The following is a 15,927-nucleotide window of genomic DNA, read 5'->3' as shown; positions in this document are numbered from 1 at the left end:
ACATTCAGGGTGACGTCTATGCTCAAGTGTACCACCTTTTTTCTGACAGCTGCTTTGGCGGCACTCTCCGTGGCTCATGCAGAAGATGGTCTGGCAATTTACAACAGTCGGTGCAGCGTTTGCCATCAAGCTGCGGGGATTGGTTCTCCTAGCCAGTTTCCTCCCCTTAGTGGTCGGATTGGTAAGATCGCGGGCTCCCCTGAGGGCAAAGCCTATCTGATTCATGTTCTGTTGAACGGTCTTCATGGACCGCTTGAAGCTTCAGATGTGAGCTACATGGGCTATATGCCATCCTTCAAATCCCTGAGTGACGAGGATCTGGCGGCAGTTTTAACCTATGTTTCTTCGTTAAATACGCCTGGTACGCCACCGGTTTTTTCTGCAGACGATTTCAAGTCGCAGCGCGACACTCCCAAAAAAGCCAAGGATATTCTGGCAGAGCGTGAAGCGCTGGATGCTCTGCATCCCCTGCCCTGATCAAGGCAGTTTCTTTGTTTGTTTTGCCCAGACCCGTCGTTTGAGAACAAATAAAAAGCCGCTCAGGATAGCCAGATAGGACAGGACGAACAGTCCCGTCCTATGTCTGGTATGAAGGTGTGGATGCCCTGCCCATGAGAGAAATGCTCCAACGTCGTGCGCCATCTGCGGAACGGTAGGGTTTGTCCCATCAGTATATTTGATTTGTCCGTCATGGAGTGGCGGAGGCATGGCGATGTGAAGATGAGGCATCGCGGTATTGTAATACGAACCGGGGGGAAGTTTTTTCCCTTCTGGCGGGGATGTATAAGAGACAAGAATATCAATAATTCTCCTGATCCCACCTTTCTGTGTCATAGCCAGACGTGAAAAATCTGGTGGAAGACCGCCGTGATTGGCCATGCGTGCCATACCGGCTGTAAGGTAGGGAGAACCGATAACATCTGAAGGGTGAGCGGGGCGTGTCTTTGGATCGCCATCATCATCCAGGCCATCGGGGATTTCATGCTGGGCAGCATAGGCTTTGATATCCGAGACAGACAGGCCCAGTTCTCCCAGATCGGCATACGTAACATGATTGAGACTGTGGCATGAGCTGCAAACCTGCCGAAAAACCTCGAGGCCTCGCTGTTCAGGTGTAGAGGCATGAGCTGCAAAAGCCGGAAACGCCAGCATACTGGCTATAAAGAGACGTCTCATTAAAAATGCTCTTTTCGGCGGCTGGCCTGTTCTCGACGTGCAATCATAGGAAGCAGGCCCAGAAAATAGACATACCAGTACGCGACAGCGGCACGGCTGATCCAGAGCCAGAAAGGACTTGGAGGGCTCATCCCCGCCAGACCAAGAGCCAAAAAAGCAAGAAATAAAAGAGGCAGAGCCACTCGGAGCCAAGGTCGGAAACGGGCTGATCTGATCGTCGAAGAGTCAAGCCAAGGTAGCGCGAACAGAATGACGATGCTGCCTGTTGCAAGAATAAGACCACCGAGTTTTGAGGGGACGGCCCGAAGGATGGCGTAGAACGGGGCAAAATACCACTCAGGTGTAATATCCGAAGGTGTTATGAGCGGGTTGGCCTGAACATAATTGTCGCTCAGCGTCAGAAAGTCAGGCGCGAAGAAAATCAGCGCCGCATACACCAACAGAAAAAGGCAAAGACCCAGACCGTCTTTCGTCGTGTAATAGGGGTGGAACGGCACGGTCTGGTCAGGCTCCGTCAAATCCTTGCCGGTCGGGTTATTGGACCCTGTAACGTGTAGAGTTGCGACATGCAGGACAATGACGCCGATGATCGAAAATGCCGTGACAAAGTGCAGGACAAAGAGACGGTGCAGCGCAACATTGCCCAGTCCTTCCCCGCCCAGAAGCCAGGATGCCAAAGGTTTTCCAACAAGTGGAACTGTATTGACGGCATTCACCACGACGGTCGCACCCCAGTAAGACATCTGTCCCCAGGGAAGAACGTAACCGGCAAACGCCGTAATCATAACCAGAAGCAGTAGTCCCAACCCTGTCAGCCAGACCAGTTCACGCGGCGCCTTGTAGGAGCCGTAATACAGGCTGCGTGCAATATGCACATACAGGGCTGCGAACAGCATGGATACGCCGCCCATGTGAACAGATCGGATGAGCCAGCCTGATGCGACCTGCCGGTCGATGGTTTCAACACTTGAAAAGGCGTCGGCAAGCGTCGGTGTGTAATTGAGAGCGAGGAAGATACCGCTGAGGATCAGAAGCGTCAGCGAAACGACAGCGAAAGCCCCGAAATTCCAGAGATAATTGAGATTCCGCGGCATGGAGAATTCAACATACTCACGCCGAAAAGCAGATAAGATTGGAAGTCTGGTATTCAACCATGTCGATACGGATTGCGGACGTTCAGTCATGGGGTGCGCTCAGATTTGTCGGATATTGGCGATATCAAAGTCAGGATCGCCTTTACTCTCGCCGATACGCAGATGTTTGTCAGAGATCATCGTCACAGGCGGAACCGGGAGATTGTACGGCGCAGGCGCGTCCTTAAAAGCTCGACCAGCGCTGTCAAACTGCGATCCATGACAGGGGCAAAGGTATTTCCCGGAGGGTTCGGCCTGTGTTGGAGCATCAAATGTTGGAACGCAGCCCAGATGCGTGCAGATCCCGATCATGACGCCGATGTCGGGGGTAATGGACCGATGCCAGTTTGCTGCATCTTTGGGTTGTTGCGGGATACGGGACTCAGGGTCACGCAATTTTTGAAGCAGCGCCGGATCCTGAAGTTTTTTCAGCATTTCCGGCGTTCTTTTCTGCACAAAAACGGGCCAGCCCCGCCATGTGACAACACTCTGCTGGCCCGGTTTTAGTAGAGAGAGATCCACGTCCAGAATGTCGCTCTCGCCAACACGGTTACTGCGCGTTCCGTTCAGGCTGTCCAGAAAGGGATAAGCCAGGGCACATGCGCCAGCGCATCCCATGCCAACAGTCACGGTAGCCAGCACATCCCTGCGTCGAGGTCCCTGCTCTGGTTTGGAGTGGGGGGTGTCAGAAGTCAGGGAGGCATCGTCTTGTGTCATGGGTTCCGCTCGAAATGGACCGGCCCCAATCATCGGAGTGCACCATGGGAGGTGTCAATCTCAAAGCGGTTTATTGTTTTCGTATGATTGTCATTATTCCCAGACAGGAAATGGATCCGGGAGAGTGTCATAGTGCCAGGGCATGAAAATGCCATCCGCATTTTCTGGCATCAGGCAGTTATCCAATGCGGCCCGAATATCTGCTTCATCCATGTTTGCGCCAATAAAGACCAGTTCCTGCCTCCGATCTCCATATGTATCGTCCCAGTATTTTGCGAGTGTTGCGCGCCAGGCGTCATCATCAGGCCAGGAATCCTGCGGCACGCTGCTCCACCATCGCCCTGCAGCCTGATTGCGGGCCAGCGCACCGGCAATGCTCAGTTCACCAACCCAGTCCGGTCGTGTTGCAAGCCAGAAATAGCCTTTGACGCGCACAACGCCTGACCATGACTGTTCGATAAATTGTGCAAAGGCTTGTGGGGAGAACGGACGACGGGCTCTGTAAACAAAACTCGAAATTCCGTATTCCTGCGTTTCTGGCACATGGTCGGCATGACCATAGAGTTCCTTGAACCACGTCGGATGCTGGTGAGCCCGATCAAAGTCGAAACGTCCAGTGTTCAGGACTTTGTCCAAAGAAACAGTGCTCTGACTGGTTTCGAGGACTTCGGCATCTGCATTGAGAGATCTGATGATGAGTCGAGCTGCGTCCCTCTGTTCAGGTGTTGCAGTATCAACCTTGTTCAGAAGCACCACATCGGCGAACTCGATCTGCTCCACAAGAAGGTCAACAAGTGCCCGTTCGTCGTCTTCACCTGCGACCTCTCCCCGATCTTTCAGGAAGTCTGTTGAACCATAATCGCGGAGCAAATTCACCGCATCCACAACTGTCACCATGGTATCGAGGCGCGCAATATCGCTGAGACTACGGCCGTCCTCGTCCCGAAACTCGAAGGTTGCGGCGACAGGCAGTGGTTCTGCGATGCCTGTTGATTCGATCAGCAGATAGTCGAACCGCTTTTCACGAGCCAGTCGATCGACTTCCTTCAGAAGATCATCCCGCAAGGTGCAGCAGATGCATCCATTACTCATTTCGACGAGTTTCTCATCCGTACGGGAGAGATCACTCCCTCCCTGTCGCACCAGATCCGCGTCAATGTTCACTTCGCTCATATCATTGACGATGACGGCGACTTTCCGCCCTTCGCGGTTGTTCAGGATATGATTGAGAAGTGTTGTTTTTCCGGCTCCAAGAAAGCCGGAGAGAACGGTAACGGGCAATCGGTCATCCATGATGACAAAAGCTCCTTGATGGAATGAACGGTCTTGCGTGAAAGGCTTATATAGTTATGATATAACATATCAATGTGTAGAGTGATTTTGTTGCGATGTCATCATGCCCGACGCGTCACCAACTGGTCAGCCAATCGTCTTTCAGGGAAATACTCTCCCCGGAACGCACGATTGCCGTTCATTCTCAAAGACTTACTGAAGCCATCAGAAGAGCCTTTGAGAGTCATCTCCGGAATGGTGCGCGTCTGGCCATGGCTCAAGGGACGCTGGAGACAATCTGTAGTGGTCTTACGCAAGCTTTCCCGGATGAAACCCTCCCTTTGCTGGCGGATATGATTGATCTTGCAAGTCGATATCAGGAGGTTTCCGGGCATAAAACGTTACGCGTTCGGCTTGAAAAAGTGACAACGGACAGTTGCCGAAAATTCCATGTTGACTGTGTGGGGCTGCGATTGCTCCGCACTTATGTCGGCCCTGGTGTTGAATGGACGGCAGATGGAGGTTTGACCATTCATCAGGCTCCGGATGGAGCCGTTGTTTTTCTCAAAGGAAAGCATTTTCCGGGATGGTCTGAAGCAACCAGTGTCCGCCATCGCTCGCCACGTTTATCGGCTCTTCCGATTGAGAAACGCCAGAGGCTTCTTCTGACAATTGACGAAGCTGGTGCGTGTGGAGCGTCCATGGACGCTCCTGTAATGATTGCGGCCTAATATCATGTTTGTCATTGAAAGCTGGCCTGATCCTGTCCTCGCCGATGCTCCGCGTGTTCGAGCCTCAAGTCGACCGGAAATTCTCGTAGATCTCGCCAGGACGGATTTGGATATGATTGTCTGGACCCGGAAAGTGCCGAACGACTGGCAGCAGAGATTGCAGGGTCATCAGCTTCCTGCAGAAGATCTTTTTCTGGATGGAACACTCAATGATATTCTGAGTCAGTTGAAGAGGTCCGCCATCCGTGAGCGCTATCCGGCCTTCATGATTGAAGATGTCGAGCAGACAGCAGCTCTGGCAGCCGCATTTGCTGTCTCAGATCGGATGGTCTTGCGGCTGACATCAGAACAACAGCCAGAGCAGCCGTTCGGGAAAGCCAAGCTGCGAGCGTTTTGCTGCTATGGATCCGGGCAACTCCATTGGAAGTCGGGCACGTTCAATGGCTACGATCCGACCAGTAGCCTATCTCCTTTTGATCTTGCGTTCGTTCCTTCCTGGAGTGGGGACAGGGTGCGCGTCAGTTGCGAGGCTAGTCCACAGGCTGTGTATCTTGCGTTGTCTGTTCTCTAAAGCCCATTCACAAAACAAACATAAAATATCGTGCTCTTGCCTCGTGATTTTCAAACATCAGGCATGGTAACGATGCGTCCAGTTCTGACTATTCGAAAGAGATGATCCGGTGACCGTAAAACTCGACCGTCGCGGCCTTCTGGGCCTTGGTGCCGGCTTTTCCCTGAGCGCTCTTTTGCCCTCGATCCAGCGTGCTCGCGCCATTCCTGCGCACCGTGAGAGCGGAACGCTTGAGGATGTGCAGCATATTGTCGTGCTGATGCAGGAAAACCGTTCATTCGACCATTATCTTGGCCATCTTTCAGGCGTTCGTGGTTACGGAGATCGGCATGTTGTTCGCGGCCCCGGCGGTGAACCCATCTGGTGGCAGCAACGACAAAAGGCCGAAAACGGCTGGATTACGCCGTTTCACCTCCCAACCCAGACGTCCAGCGCGGAATGCGTTATCGACCTTGACCATAGCTGGTCGCCCACGCACGCGGCGATCAACAAGGGTTGGAACAATCAGTGGCCTCGTCACAAAAAAGATATGACGATGGGGTACTACACGCGCGAAGATATTCCCTTCCATTATGCATTGGCGGATGCCTTCACGGTCTGCGACCATTACTTCTGCTCCACACCAACCCAGACGCATCCAAACCGCTTCTATCTGATGTCCGGGATGGTCGATCCGAATGCCACGGGTGGCGGCCCAATTCTCGACAACGTGGACTGGGTAGACCGGGAGTTTTACCCCAAGGTGCCAGATCCGTTTACCTGGACAACCTATCCGGAGCGTCTGCAGGATGCCGGTGTTTCCTGGCAGGTGTATCAGCAGGGTCTTTCTGGCGCGGATATCGAAAACGGAAATTTCGGTACCAACGTGCTGATGTGTTTCAAGAATTTTGCTGAGGCACAGCTAGGCTCCGCGCTACATGATCGCGCCATGACGGCCCGGACACTGGATCATCTCAAACAGGATGTACTGGCCGACAAGCTTCCGCAGGTTTCGTGGATACTGCCTCCAGCAGCTTACTCCGAACATCCGCGCTGGACACCGGGATACGGGGCAACATTTATTGCCCATGCTCTTGATGCCCTGACGGCAAATCCTGACGTCTGGGCCAAGACAGTCTTTCTGGTCATGTATGACGAGAATGACGGCTATTTCGATCACATGCCGCCGCCACAGCCTCCTACCCCGGTTCTGCCCGGCCTGAGTACTGTGTCCACTGAAGGTGAGATCCACAGGCATCTCCAGAACTTTGAAACACAGCGCTACAAGCCTGACAATCTGCCGTATGGCCTTGGTCCGCGCGTTCCTGCCTTTGCCATTTCCCCGTGGAGCACTGGTGGCTTTGTCTGCTCGGAAGTCTTTGACCACACCTCGGTCATTCGCTTCATTGAGAGTCGGTTTGGCGTCAAGGAAACCAACATTACGCCCTGGCGTCGTGCGGTTTGCGGCGATCTGACAAGCGCGTTTGACTTCTCTCGCAAGAGTCACGTGAAAGTCCCGCTCCCCGATACAGCTGCATACAAGAAAATCGCGGACGCTTCCTGCAAGCTGCCCAACCCGGTCATTCCTCATCAGAGCACAGTTGACGATATCGGAGATCAGGAGCGTGGCGCGCGCCCTGCCCGTCCGTTGCCATACAATCTGGCTGTGGATCTGGTTGAAGACACCCCTGACGCGGTGGCGTTTGAGATTCGGAATACGGGAACGGTCGGTGCCAGCTTCTATGTCTATCGGGACGGAACAACCGAAACGCCGCGCCGTCATACGGTGGAGCCCGGTAAATCCGTCAAGGATCGTTGGGATATTTCGCATGAAGGCCAGCATGACTTCACGGTGCTCGGCCCGAATGGCTTCGCGCGATATTTCAAGCGTGCTGTCCCATCAACGCTAGTGCTACGGGCTCACCACCAGAAAGAAACAGGACAGCTTGTTCTTGACCTGAGGAATACTGGTACGGTCAGTAAGAATATCCTGTTCAAGGATAACGCTTACGGTGCGGAAGACAGGTCGCTTTCCATAGCAGCTGGTCAGGCACTGGCTGTGCCTCTCGATCTGACTTCAAGCCATCAATGGTATGATGTGAGCGTGTTGGTTGATGGAGAAACCGATAATCATCAACGCTTCGCAGGTCATGTGGAAACCGGCCGTGCCAGTATTACAGACCCTGTCATGGGTGCGGTCATGGCTCAGCAAACCAACGGCTGAGCATAAACCTCTTGAGGACTACTTCCGGGTAGTCCTCAAGAGGCCGTTCTTAGCCCTCAATATCCAGTCCGATATCGAGAGCCCTGACGGTGTGAGTCAGCCAGCCGAGGGAAATAATATCGACGCAGGTTTCCGCAATCGGACGAACTGTTTCAGGGGTGATGCCGCCTGATGCTTCCGCGACCCCTCGTCCATCAATTAACCTGACAGCCTGACGCAACTGGTCCGGGCTCATATTGTCGAGAAGATACGCGTCTGCTCCCCCTGCGGACAAAGCCTCTTCAAGCTGCTCCAGTGTATCAACCTCAAGCTCGATTTTCATGAGATGACCCGCGCGGCTCCGGGCCTTGGCAAGAGCAGCAGACACGCCGCCACAGAGTGCCAGATGGTTGTCCTTGATCAGGATAGCATCATCCAGTCTGTAGCGGTGGCTGGATCCTCCACCGGCCCGAACAGCATATTTCTGAACGGTCTTCATTCCGGGTAGCGTCTTGCGCGTACAGCAGATGCGTACGCCGGTCCCACGAACTGCATCCACAATTTCGCGCGTGGCTGTTGCGATGCCACTGAGATGAGACAGAAGGTTCAAGGCGGTTCGCTCGCCAGCGAGAATGGTTCCAGCCACTCCTTCGACAACTGCCAGAACATCACCGGCAACGATTTGTTCCCCATCGTTTTTCTGAGGCAGGAACCGAACGCTTTTATCAAGGAGCGTGAAAGAAAGTTCAGCCCCTTTCAGGCCCGCAAGCACACCCGTTTTTCGGGCACGGAAGATGGCCTGCAATGGTCGGTCCGGGTCTAGTAGCGCCTGCGTCGTGACATCGCCGCCCGTTCCAAGGTCTTCCAGGAGCCCTGTACGGACCAGAGGCTCCCAGAGAAGATCTGGCAGAAAAGTCTGGAATGTCATGAGAGTAATCTTTCAGGAACAGGGAGATCTGATAAAGTGAGACTTGTTCTGTAAGGATCTGTTATTTCAGGATAATCTGTCCGGTAGTGACTTCCTCGGCTCTCGCGTCGTTTGAGCGCGGACTGAGCCACAAGGGCCGCCACAAGGGCTTCATCGCTTGTTTCGACGTCCGGTAGGGCTGCATGAAGGAGCGTCTGAAGGCCGGTTTCGTCTCTGAGAATTCCAGCATACTCGCTCATGAGTTTCGGTATCTGGCCTGAAAACTGCGAGTGAGCCTGACGGGTCGGTACAGAGCGAAGGGGTATGTGCTGATAGCCGAAATGGTCGATATCTTCCGCTGCCCATTGCCCCGTCAGGAAGGCTTCCAGCAGGGAATTGCTGGCCAGACGGTTTGCACCATGAAGACCGGTGCAGGCTGCTTCACTTGCCGCCCAGAGGCCGGAAACAGAGGTGCGTCCACGCGCGTCCACATCCAGGCCGCCCATGTGATAGTGCATCGCTGGACTTACCGGGATGGGACTTTTCTCTGGATCGACACCAATGGCATGGCAGGCTGCGGTAATGGCCGGAAACTGCTGACTGAACACTGTCCCCCGCAGACGGCGCCCATCCAGAAAAACGTCATGCCCTTCCCAGATATGAGCAAAAATGGCTCTGGCCACGACATCCCGGGATTGTAGCTCGTCCGTAAAACGTTCGTTTCTCTCATCTACAAGAATGGCCCCAGCACCTCGAACGGCCTCACTGACAAGTGGGCGCCGTCCCGTCATCGAACCAGTTTTCAGCGCTGTAGGATGGAACTGGGTGAACTCCATATCAGCCACCCGTGCGCCCGCTCGAGCAGCGTGAGCAAGACCTGATCCGTTTATTGTGGATGGACTGGTCGCCTCGTTGTAGAGCGCCCCTATTCCTCCTGAGGCTACGAGACACGCAGATGTGGGCAGGAAACCTGCGGATGTATGGACACCTCGCAGGCGGCCATCCTGAACCATCAGCGCCTTCAGACTGGTGCCTTCCAGCACTGTAATGTTCTTGCGGGCTTGCACGCGTCTGATGAGCGTCTGCATAATGGCCGCCCCGCTCCCATCGCCTCCGATGTGCAGAATACGCTTGCGGGAATGTGCAGCTTCCAGATGCAGGTCGAGAACTCCGTCTTTCCGCGCGAATGGAACGTCCCAGTCCAGCAGAGTCTGGATAACCTGAGGCGCTGCGGTTGTTACGCGTCTCACAACCTCAGGCACACTCAGACCCGCGCCAGCAGCCAGCGTATCCGCTGCATGCAACTCCGGTGAATCATTCGAACCGATGGCTGCCGCGATCCCTCCTTGCGCCAGAGAGCTGGTGGCCTCCAGTCCTAATGGTGACGGTGTGAGGATGACGCAGGGTTGGCGCAGATGGAGTGCAGCGGACAGGCCGGCCAATCCTGCCCCAACAATCACGGGCTGGCCGGCTAGAGCGCTCAGAAGAGCCTTGCTCATGGCTAGATTGCCAGCATCCGTTCTACGGCCGCTCGGGCAGGTGCTTCAAGGGCGGAAGGAATGGTGACAGGTGTTTCCATATTTTCCAGAGCGCGACGAATGCCAGCCAGCGTAATGCGCTTCATGTGCGGGCACAGGTTGCATGGGCGCACAAACTCCGTCTCTGGATTGAGTGTCGCCAGATTGTCGCTCATCGAGCATTCGGTCACGAGCAGCACCTTTTCCGGCTTCTGTGTGGCCACATAGTCAATCATGTTGGCTGTCGAGCCTGAATAATCAGCTTCAGCCACCACCTCAGGCGGACATTCCGGGTGGGCTATGACCGTCACGTCCGGATGCATGCGCCGATACTGGCGGATTTCCTGTGGCGTAAAGCGCTCATGGACTTCACAGTGGCCCGGCCAGGTCAGCATTTCAATGCCGGTTTCGTTCTGGATGTTCTGTGCCAGAAACTCATCCGGGATCATGATGACACGCGGCACGTTCAGGCTCTCGACAACGCGTTTCGCGTTTCCAGACGTGCAGCAGACGTCTGTTTCGGCTTTCACGTCCGCGGTACTGTTGACGTAAGTCACGACCGGAACGCCTGGATAACGCTCTTTCATTTTCCGAACGTCTTCAGCCGTGATGCTCTCCGCTAACGAGCAACCCGCCCGCTCGTCGGGGATCAGAACGGTTTTGTCGGGATTCATGAGCTTGGCGGTTTCTGCCATGAAGTGAACGCCTGCCATGACGATCACATCCGCATCCAAATTTTGAGCATCCCGCGCAAGGGCGAGGCTGTCTCCACGGATATCGGCCACGCAATGAAAGATTTCGGGGGTCTGATAATTGTGAGCGAGAATGACGGCATTCCGCTCCTGCTTCAAACGCAGAATGGCTTCGATATCATCCGCATAAAGCCTCTCCCAGTCCTCCCAGGCCATCAGGCGGGAGACGGGTTCGTACAGCCTGTCTCGGCTTTGCAAGGCATTTGGACCGCCCATGATGGACTCCATGATCTATTATGCTCTAATTGAGCATATAGTATCTTACTCCATCAGCAATGCTTTCACGCAACACATTTTCAGGAGATGTAGTCCAAAGGGAGCTCGGCACCCGAAAGATAACAGTTTTCAGAATTCTCCCGGCGGAACCTGTAGAGCCGTGCAGGACGTCCCTGCACACCGCTTTCGTAGCGGTCCGTTTCTTCTACAAGCTGTTGATTTTGCACAAGGCGTCGGAAATTCTGCTTGTGCATGAGACGACCCGACAGAGCTTCCATGGCTTGCTGAAGATGCAGGAGAGTAAACTCTTCGGGAACCAGTTCGAAAACGGCTGGCGTATAGCGAATTTTTGCGCGCAGCCGTGAAAGTGCTGTCGCGAGAATGCGGCGATGGTCCCAAAGCATGGATTGGCCATTAATCTGCGGTACGCTGTTCGGCCCGGCTTCCGGAACCAGCCCCGCTTCCCAGAGCAGTTCATAGCGTTCCAGAACGGTATCGTCATTCCAGTTCTCACCATTCAGCCCAAACACCTGATTGCAGCGTTCAAGCCTGTCGGTCTGATCGCCAGCCCAGCTTTTCAGGTGATCTTGGATGGTCTTAAGGCTTGTGTGGCAGGCATTGGTACGGCGATCTTCCCATGGGAAATAAGTGTACCAGCTTTGCCAGCCACTCTGTGTTTGTCCGCCGCGGGTCAGGGCCATGTAGGAAATACGAACCAGCCTGTCTTGCTGGGCCTGTGCCGCATCCCCGAACGTATATAGCTGCTCCACATGCCCCAGTCGAAAGCCTGTCTGTTGCTCGACCCAGTGCCTCAAACCGCGCTGAAGAGAAGTATGCTCGGTTTCCAAAGGCCCGGCTGGCAGGCAATGGCCATCCTGAAGGGTCAGTACTTCTGGCATGCCGTTCCGCAATGTTGTCAGAACGGCAACCAGTTCGGCGCGGCAGGTTGCTACGTGGTGATCCATGCCGAGATCGTGCCTTTTCACCACAGGATCAGTTTTCACGCTCATAACGTTCAATGTTTGCGAAACAGACTGGAAATCATCTGTTTCGCACAACGACATCAGCCTTCGAGTGTTGCTGGCATGGACGCCATATCGATCACAAACCGGTACTTCACATCGGAACGCAGTACGCGTTCATAGGCATTGTTGATGTCCTCCATCCGAATGACTTCAATATCGCTGGTGATGTTATGTTTCCCGCAGAAATCAAGCATTTCCTGCGTCTCCTGGATGCCACCAATGGCCGAGCCTGCAAGACTGCGGCGCTTTGCAACGAGGCTGAAAGCCCCGATGGACATCGGCTTTTCCGGAAGACCGACCAGAACCATGTGCCCGTCCTGTTTCAGGAGCGCGAGATAGGCATTGATGTCGTGGTCGGCGGAGACGGCATCCAGAATGAAGTCAAACCGGTTCGCTTCTGCTGCCATGGTATCGGCATCACGGGAGATGACAACCCGGTGTGCGCCGAGACGCTTGCCGTCTTCGATTTTGCCGGGAGACGTCGTGAACAGTGTCACTTCGGCCCCTAGTGCCACGGCAAATTTGACAGCCATATGTCCAAGGCCGCCAAGCCCGACAACACCGACTTTATGGCCAGCACCGATCTTCCAGTGCGCCAGTGGAGACCAGGTCGTAATACCCGCACAGAGAAGAGGTGCCGCAGCGGCTGGATCCAGATTTTCGGGAATTCGAAGAACAAATCCCTCATCCACGACAACCGCACGAGAATATCCGCCGTATGTGTGGGCACCTTCTACGGGGAACGCCGTATCGGGGCTGTTATAGGTCCAGGTTGGGCCGGTATCGCAATACTGCTCCAGCCCAGCTTCACAGGACGCACAGGAGCGGCATGAATCAACCATGCAGCCCACACCGACCAGATCCCCAGCTTTGAAGCGGGTGACGTCACGCCCTACGGCGCTGACACGCCCGATGATCTCGTGACCGGGTACAACCGGATAGGACGCTGGTCCCCACTCGCTTCGGGCTGTGTGAATGTCAGAATGGCAGACACCGCAATGGGTGATGTCAATCTGAACATCCATTGGACCACAGTCCCGGCGTTCAAATGCGAATGGCGTCAGCGGAGACGTCGGACTGGAAGCGGCATAACCAACGCAGGTCAGCATGGAATTTCCTTTTCTGGGAAGACAGATGGGAATTCGAATGAAAACAGCAAGACTATCAGAGGATGGCCTGAAGCCATAGGTCATGCCTTGTATTGCTTCCCGTCACGACACTGCGAGGCACCCTACAACGCTTTTCGCTTCTGCCAGGAGTGCTTCCAGATCCAGCCCTGGAATCATTCCGTCCACCACAACGGGTTTTCCATCCATCAGGACATGCCGAACAGTCGTAGCCCCAGAGACGACCGGCGCTATCAGCGGATCATGCATCCCTGCGCACCGAGGGGCATCCAGACCATGAATGACCACATCTGCCGTCGCTCCCACTTCTATCCGACCCACATCCGAAAGCCCCAGAATGGCAGCTCCTTCAGAGGTGGACCAACGCATGACGTCTTCAGCGGTCACTGCTCCTGCTCCCTGAACCGCGCGATGGACCATCCACGCGCAATGCATTTCTGCACTCATGTCACACGCTTCATTGGACGCTGCACCATCAACAGCCAGAGAGACGCGCCCTCCCAAGGCATCCAGAGCGGGCGCGGGCGCAATTCCTGAACCAAGTCGACAATTGCTTTGTGGGCAATGCGCCATGCCGGTGCCCGTCTGGGCAAGAAGCCTGAGTTCGCTCTCATCCAGATGGACCAGATGTGCGAACCACACATCATTTCCGACCCAGCCATGCTCCGCCACGAACTGAACAGGCCGCATATTGTATGTTTCCAGGCAGAACCTGACGTAATTCTCCGTCTCCGACAGGTGCGAATGCAGGGAAATGCCCATACTTCGTGCCGCCACGGCCATCTGGCGTAGTTCATCAGGCGTGACGCCCCACGTGGGCGTATTGGGTGCCAGAGCAATCCGGCGTTTCGCGTTCGGCCCGGACTGATGATACCGGCTGACAAGCGCATCGACGCGCTTGAGCATGGTATCCAAGGTTTCCGTCGGGGCAGGAATAACCTCGTCCGTATCGAATTTTCTGGTCCGTGTTGTTCCTCCCCGCGCCAGAACGTAGCGAAGGCCCAGATCTTCGGCAGCATCGAACAGAACTGCAGTGGGGTCATAAGCGTACATGTCTGCAAACAGGTAATGATGATCCGCGACTGTCGTACAACCTGACAGGAGCAGCTCCACCATCCCGATCCGCGCAGCAACATTCAGGGCCCGTTCATCGATACGGCTCCAGTAGGTGTTAGGAACAAGACGCAGCCAAGGCTCAAGCGGCTTATTGATGGCCGTCGGGACTGCCTTGAGAACACTCTGGAACAGATGGTGATGCGTGCTGATCAGGCCGGGTGAGACAACGCCGCCTTTCGCATCAAGCACTGTTTCTCCGTCATGAGGAGACAGGTCACCGATTTCGACAATTTTTCCATCACGGATGCGAAGACTTCCCGTTCTTCTGGCTGCGTCACCTTTCAGGCCGGTGAGAATACCGCAGGTGTTGTGGATAAGGAGCGTCATGTGGGCATGATCCGGAGGTTATCTACAAATTCTGTTGTGAAGGCGCTTTTCCAGTCTGCATCAGCTGGGAGAAGGTTTTGATTGACCATGAAATCCCGTGTCGCCTGCCATCGGGCAGTCGTCATTGCGCCCAGCCCTTTTGTCCGGACATCGTCAGAGAGAAGGACGTTCGCTTTCTTCAGCCCTTCGTAACCGAATGTCAGGTGCTCAGGCGTCATGTTTGGATTGGCTTTCAGAATCAAAGCATTCCCCGGAGTGGGATCCTGAAAATAGTCGCTCCAGCCAAGTAGCGATGCTTTTACGAAGCTGTTCACCTTGTTTTTGTCTGTCTTCACCATCTGCTGGGTGGTGACCATTGGGGCGCCATATGGCGGATATCCCAGATCCTTGAACAGAAAGAACTCGACTGGCACGTACTTCAATTTCGCATCCCACAACTCGGATGACGCGTAAGCCTGCACGGCCATGGTTTTATCAAAAAAGAAAGGCTGAAGGTTGAAAGAGTAAGGCCTCGCCTGCTCTTCCGCATAGCCAAAGCGTTTCCTGAGCCATGGCCAGAAGGTCGCATGGGACGACGAGGCAATCAGGATGGGATGATCCTTAAGCTGCTGAAGATCAGTAACTCCGGCGTGCGTCATCAGCCCCTGCTGATCATGTTGGAACGTACTCGCCACGGCAACGAGGGGAATACCAGACGCGACAGCAGAGAGAAGCTGGAAGTCATATCCGGTAATGAAGTCGGCTCGTCCGGCTGCAAGAAGTTGCGGAACATTCATCTGCGGGCTGGCTGCCTCAATTGTGACGTCCAGCCCTTCCCGTGCATAATATCCTTTGGCAAGCGCCTGATAAAAACCGCCGAATTCTGCCTGTGCATACCATGATGTGACGAGCTTTACGGGCGTGCCAGCAGCACGTGCTGTCTGAACGAACGGCATGGAAAGCGCGCCAAGACCGGCGGTCAAACCGAGGAGAGACTGGCGGCGACCAAGCATGATTCTGGACATAAGGGGACATTCTCCCATTCGCTATGCACACAGTTTATGAACCGAAATGATTTTTCCGGAAGTCTCTATTTGCGTTTGATCTGATGCTGTTTTGATGACGACGCTTTGGAATTGACAGCGCGGTCTTTGATATGTTTTGAATTTTGAACGAGTA

At 54.6% G+C, this 15,927-nt stretch carries 15 protein-coding genes; 4 read left to right on the top strand and 11 right to left on the bottom strand.

The features are described 5' to 3' along the window. The first annotated feature begins 18 nt into the window (after nt 1-18). A complete protein-coding gene (locus tag GJA01_RS04625) occupies nt 19-477 on the top strand; it encodes a c-type cytochrome (RefSeq protein WP_061930916.1) in 459 nt (152 codons plus the stop codon). Here GJA01_RS04625 and GJA01_RS04620 read toward each other — a convergent pair whose 3' ends face one another. From GJA01_RS04620 to zigA, 4 genes are all read right to left on the bottom strand, one after another. Then, the gene (locus GJA01_RS04620) at nt 478-1,176 is read right to left on the bottom strand and encodes a cytochrome c1 (protein ID WP_062503403.1); all 699 of its coding nucleotides are present in this window, start codon (nt 1,174-1,176) and stop codon (nt 478-480) included. Then, nucleotides 1,176-2,360: a cytochrome b gene (locus tag GJA01_RS04615; RefSeq protein ID WP_062503405.1), complete on the bottom strand. Its 1,185-nt coding sequence runs from the start codon at nt 2,358-2,360 to the stop codon at nt 1,176-1,178. Before GJA01_RS04615 ends, GJA01_RS04620 begins: the two co-directional genes overlap by 1 nt. Nucleotides 2,361-2,369: 9 nt before the next feature. Beyond that, nucleotides 2,370-3,026 (bottom strand): ubiquinol-cytochrome c reductase iron-sulfur subunit, encoded by a 657-nt coding sequence (petA, locus tag GJA01_RS04610; RefSeq protein ID WP_062503407.1) that lies wholly within the window; start codon nt 3,024-3,026, stop codon nt 2,370-2,372. 93 nt (nt 3,027-3,119) lie between these two features. Then, nucleotides 3,120-4,319 carry a zinc metallochaperone GTPase ZigA gene (gene zigA / locus GJA01_RS04605; RefSeq protein WP_062503409.1) on the bottom strand — a complete coding sequence of 400 codons (1,200 nt, stop codon included), beginning with the start codon at nt 4,317-4,319 and terminating at the stop codon, nt 3,120-3,122. A 95-nt stretch (nt 4,320-4,414) separates the two neighbouring features. On the opposite strand from zigA, the gene GJA01_RS04600 reads away from it, so the two are divergent. The 3 genes from GJA01_RS04600 to GJA01_RS04590 all read left to right on the top strand — a co-directional run bounded on the left by GJA01_RS04600 (nt 4,415) and on the right by GJA01_RS04590 (nt 7,803). Continuing rightward, nucleotides 4,415-5,029: a DUF1826 domain-containing protein gene (locus GJA01_RS04600; RefSeq protein ID WP_062503411.1), complete on the top strand. Its 615-nt coding sequence runs from the start codon at nt 4,415-4,417 to the stop codon at nt 5,027-5,029. Nucleotides 5,030-5,033: 4 nt separating this feature from the next. Next, nucleotides 5,034-5,600 carry a hypothetical protein gene (locus GJA01_RS04595; RefSeq protein WP_062503412.1) on the top strand — a complete coding sequence of 189 codons (567 nt, stop codon included), beginning with the start codon at nt 5,034-5,036 and terminating at the stop codon, nt 5,598-5,600. Nucleotides 5,601-5,709: 109 nt separating this feature from the next. Next, nucleotides 5,710-7,803 carry a phosphocholine-specific phospholipase C gene (locus tag GJA01_RS04590; RefSeq protein ID WP_062503413.1) on the top strand — a complete coding sequence of 698 codons (2,094 nt, stop codon included), beginning with the start codon at nt 5,710-5,712 and terminating at the stop codon, nt 7,801-7,803. Nucleotides 7,804-7,852: 49 nt separating this feature from the next. On the opposite strand, the gene nadC is transcribed toward GJA01_RS04590, so the two are convergent. The 7 genes from nadC to GJA01_RS04555 form a co-directional block, all read right to left on the bottom strand. Next, the gene (nadC, locus tag GJA01_RS04585; RefSeq protein WP_062503414.1) at nt 7,853-8,710 is read right to left on the bottom strand and encodes a carboxylating nicotinate-nucleotide diphosphorylase; all 858 of its coding nucleotides are present in this window, start codon (nt 8,708-8,710) and stop codon (nt 7,853-7,855) included. Continuing rightward, on the bottom strand, nt 8,707-10,188 hold the full coding sequence (locus tag GJA01_RS04580) for an L-aspartate oxidase (RefSeq protein WP_062503416.1): 1,482 nt from the start codon (nt 10,186-10,188) through the stop codon (nt 8,707-8,709). Before GJA01_RS04580 ends, nadC begins: the two co-directional genes overlap by 4 nt. 2 nt (nt 10,189-10,190) lie before the next feature. Beyond that, nucleotides 10,191-11,174, bottom strand: a complete 984-nt coding sequence (gene nadA / locus GJA01_RS04575) for a quinolinate synthase NadA (protein WP_082785248.1) — start codon at nt 11,172-11,174, stop codon at nt 10,191-10,193. Nucleotides 11,175-11,254: 80 nt separating this feature from the next. Continuing rightward, nucleotides 11,255-12,139: an NUDIX hydrolase gene (locus GJA01_RS04570; protein WP_062503456.1), complete on the bottom strand. Its 885-nt coding sequence runs from the start codon at nt 12,137-12,139 to the stop codon at nt 11,255-11,257. 98 nt (nt 12,140-12,237) lie between these two features. Further along, nucleotides 12,238-13,308 (bottom strand): NAD(P)-dependent alcohol dehydrogenase, encoded by a 1,071-nt coding sequence (locus tag GJA01_RS04565; RefSeq protein ID WP_062503458.1) that lies wholly within the window; start codon nt 13,306-13,308, stop codon nt 12,238-12,240. 102 nt (nt 13,309-13,410) lie between these two features. Beyond that, entirely contained in the window at nt 13,411-14,769 is a 1,359-nt protein-coding gene (locus GJA01_RS04560; protein ID WP_062503418.1) for an amidohydrolase family protein, read from the bottom strand. Continuing rightward, entirely contained in the window at nt 14,766-15,773 is a 1,008-nt protein-coding gene (locus GJA01_RS04555; protein ID WP_062503419.1) for an ABC transporter substrate-binding protein, read from the bottom strand. Before GJA01_RS04555 ends, GJA01_RS04560 begins: the two co-directional genes overlap by 4 nt. Between the last annotated feature and the right edge of the window lie 154 nt (nt 15,774-15,927).

The sequence above is a fragment of the Gluconobacter japonicus genome, assembly GCF_002723975.1.
GTDB lineage: Bacteria > Pseudomonadota > Alphaproteobacteria > Acetobacterales > Acetobacteraceae > Gluconobacter > Gluconobacter japonicus.
This window is presented reverse-complemented; position numbering and strand designations above follow the sequence as displayed.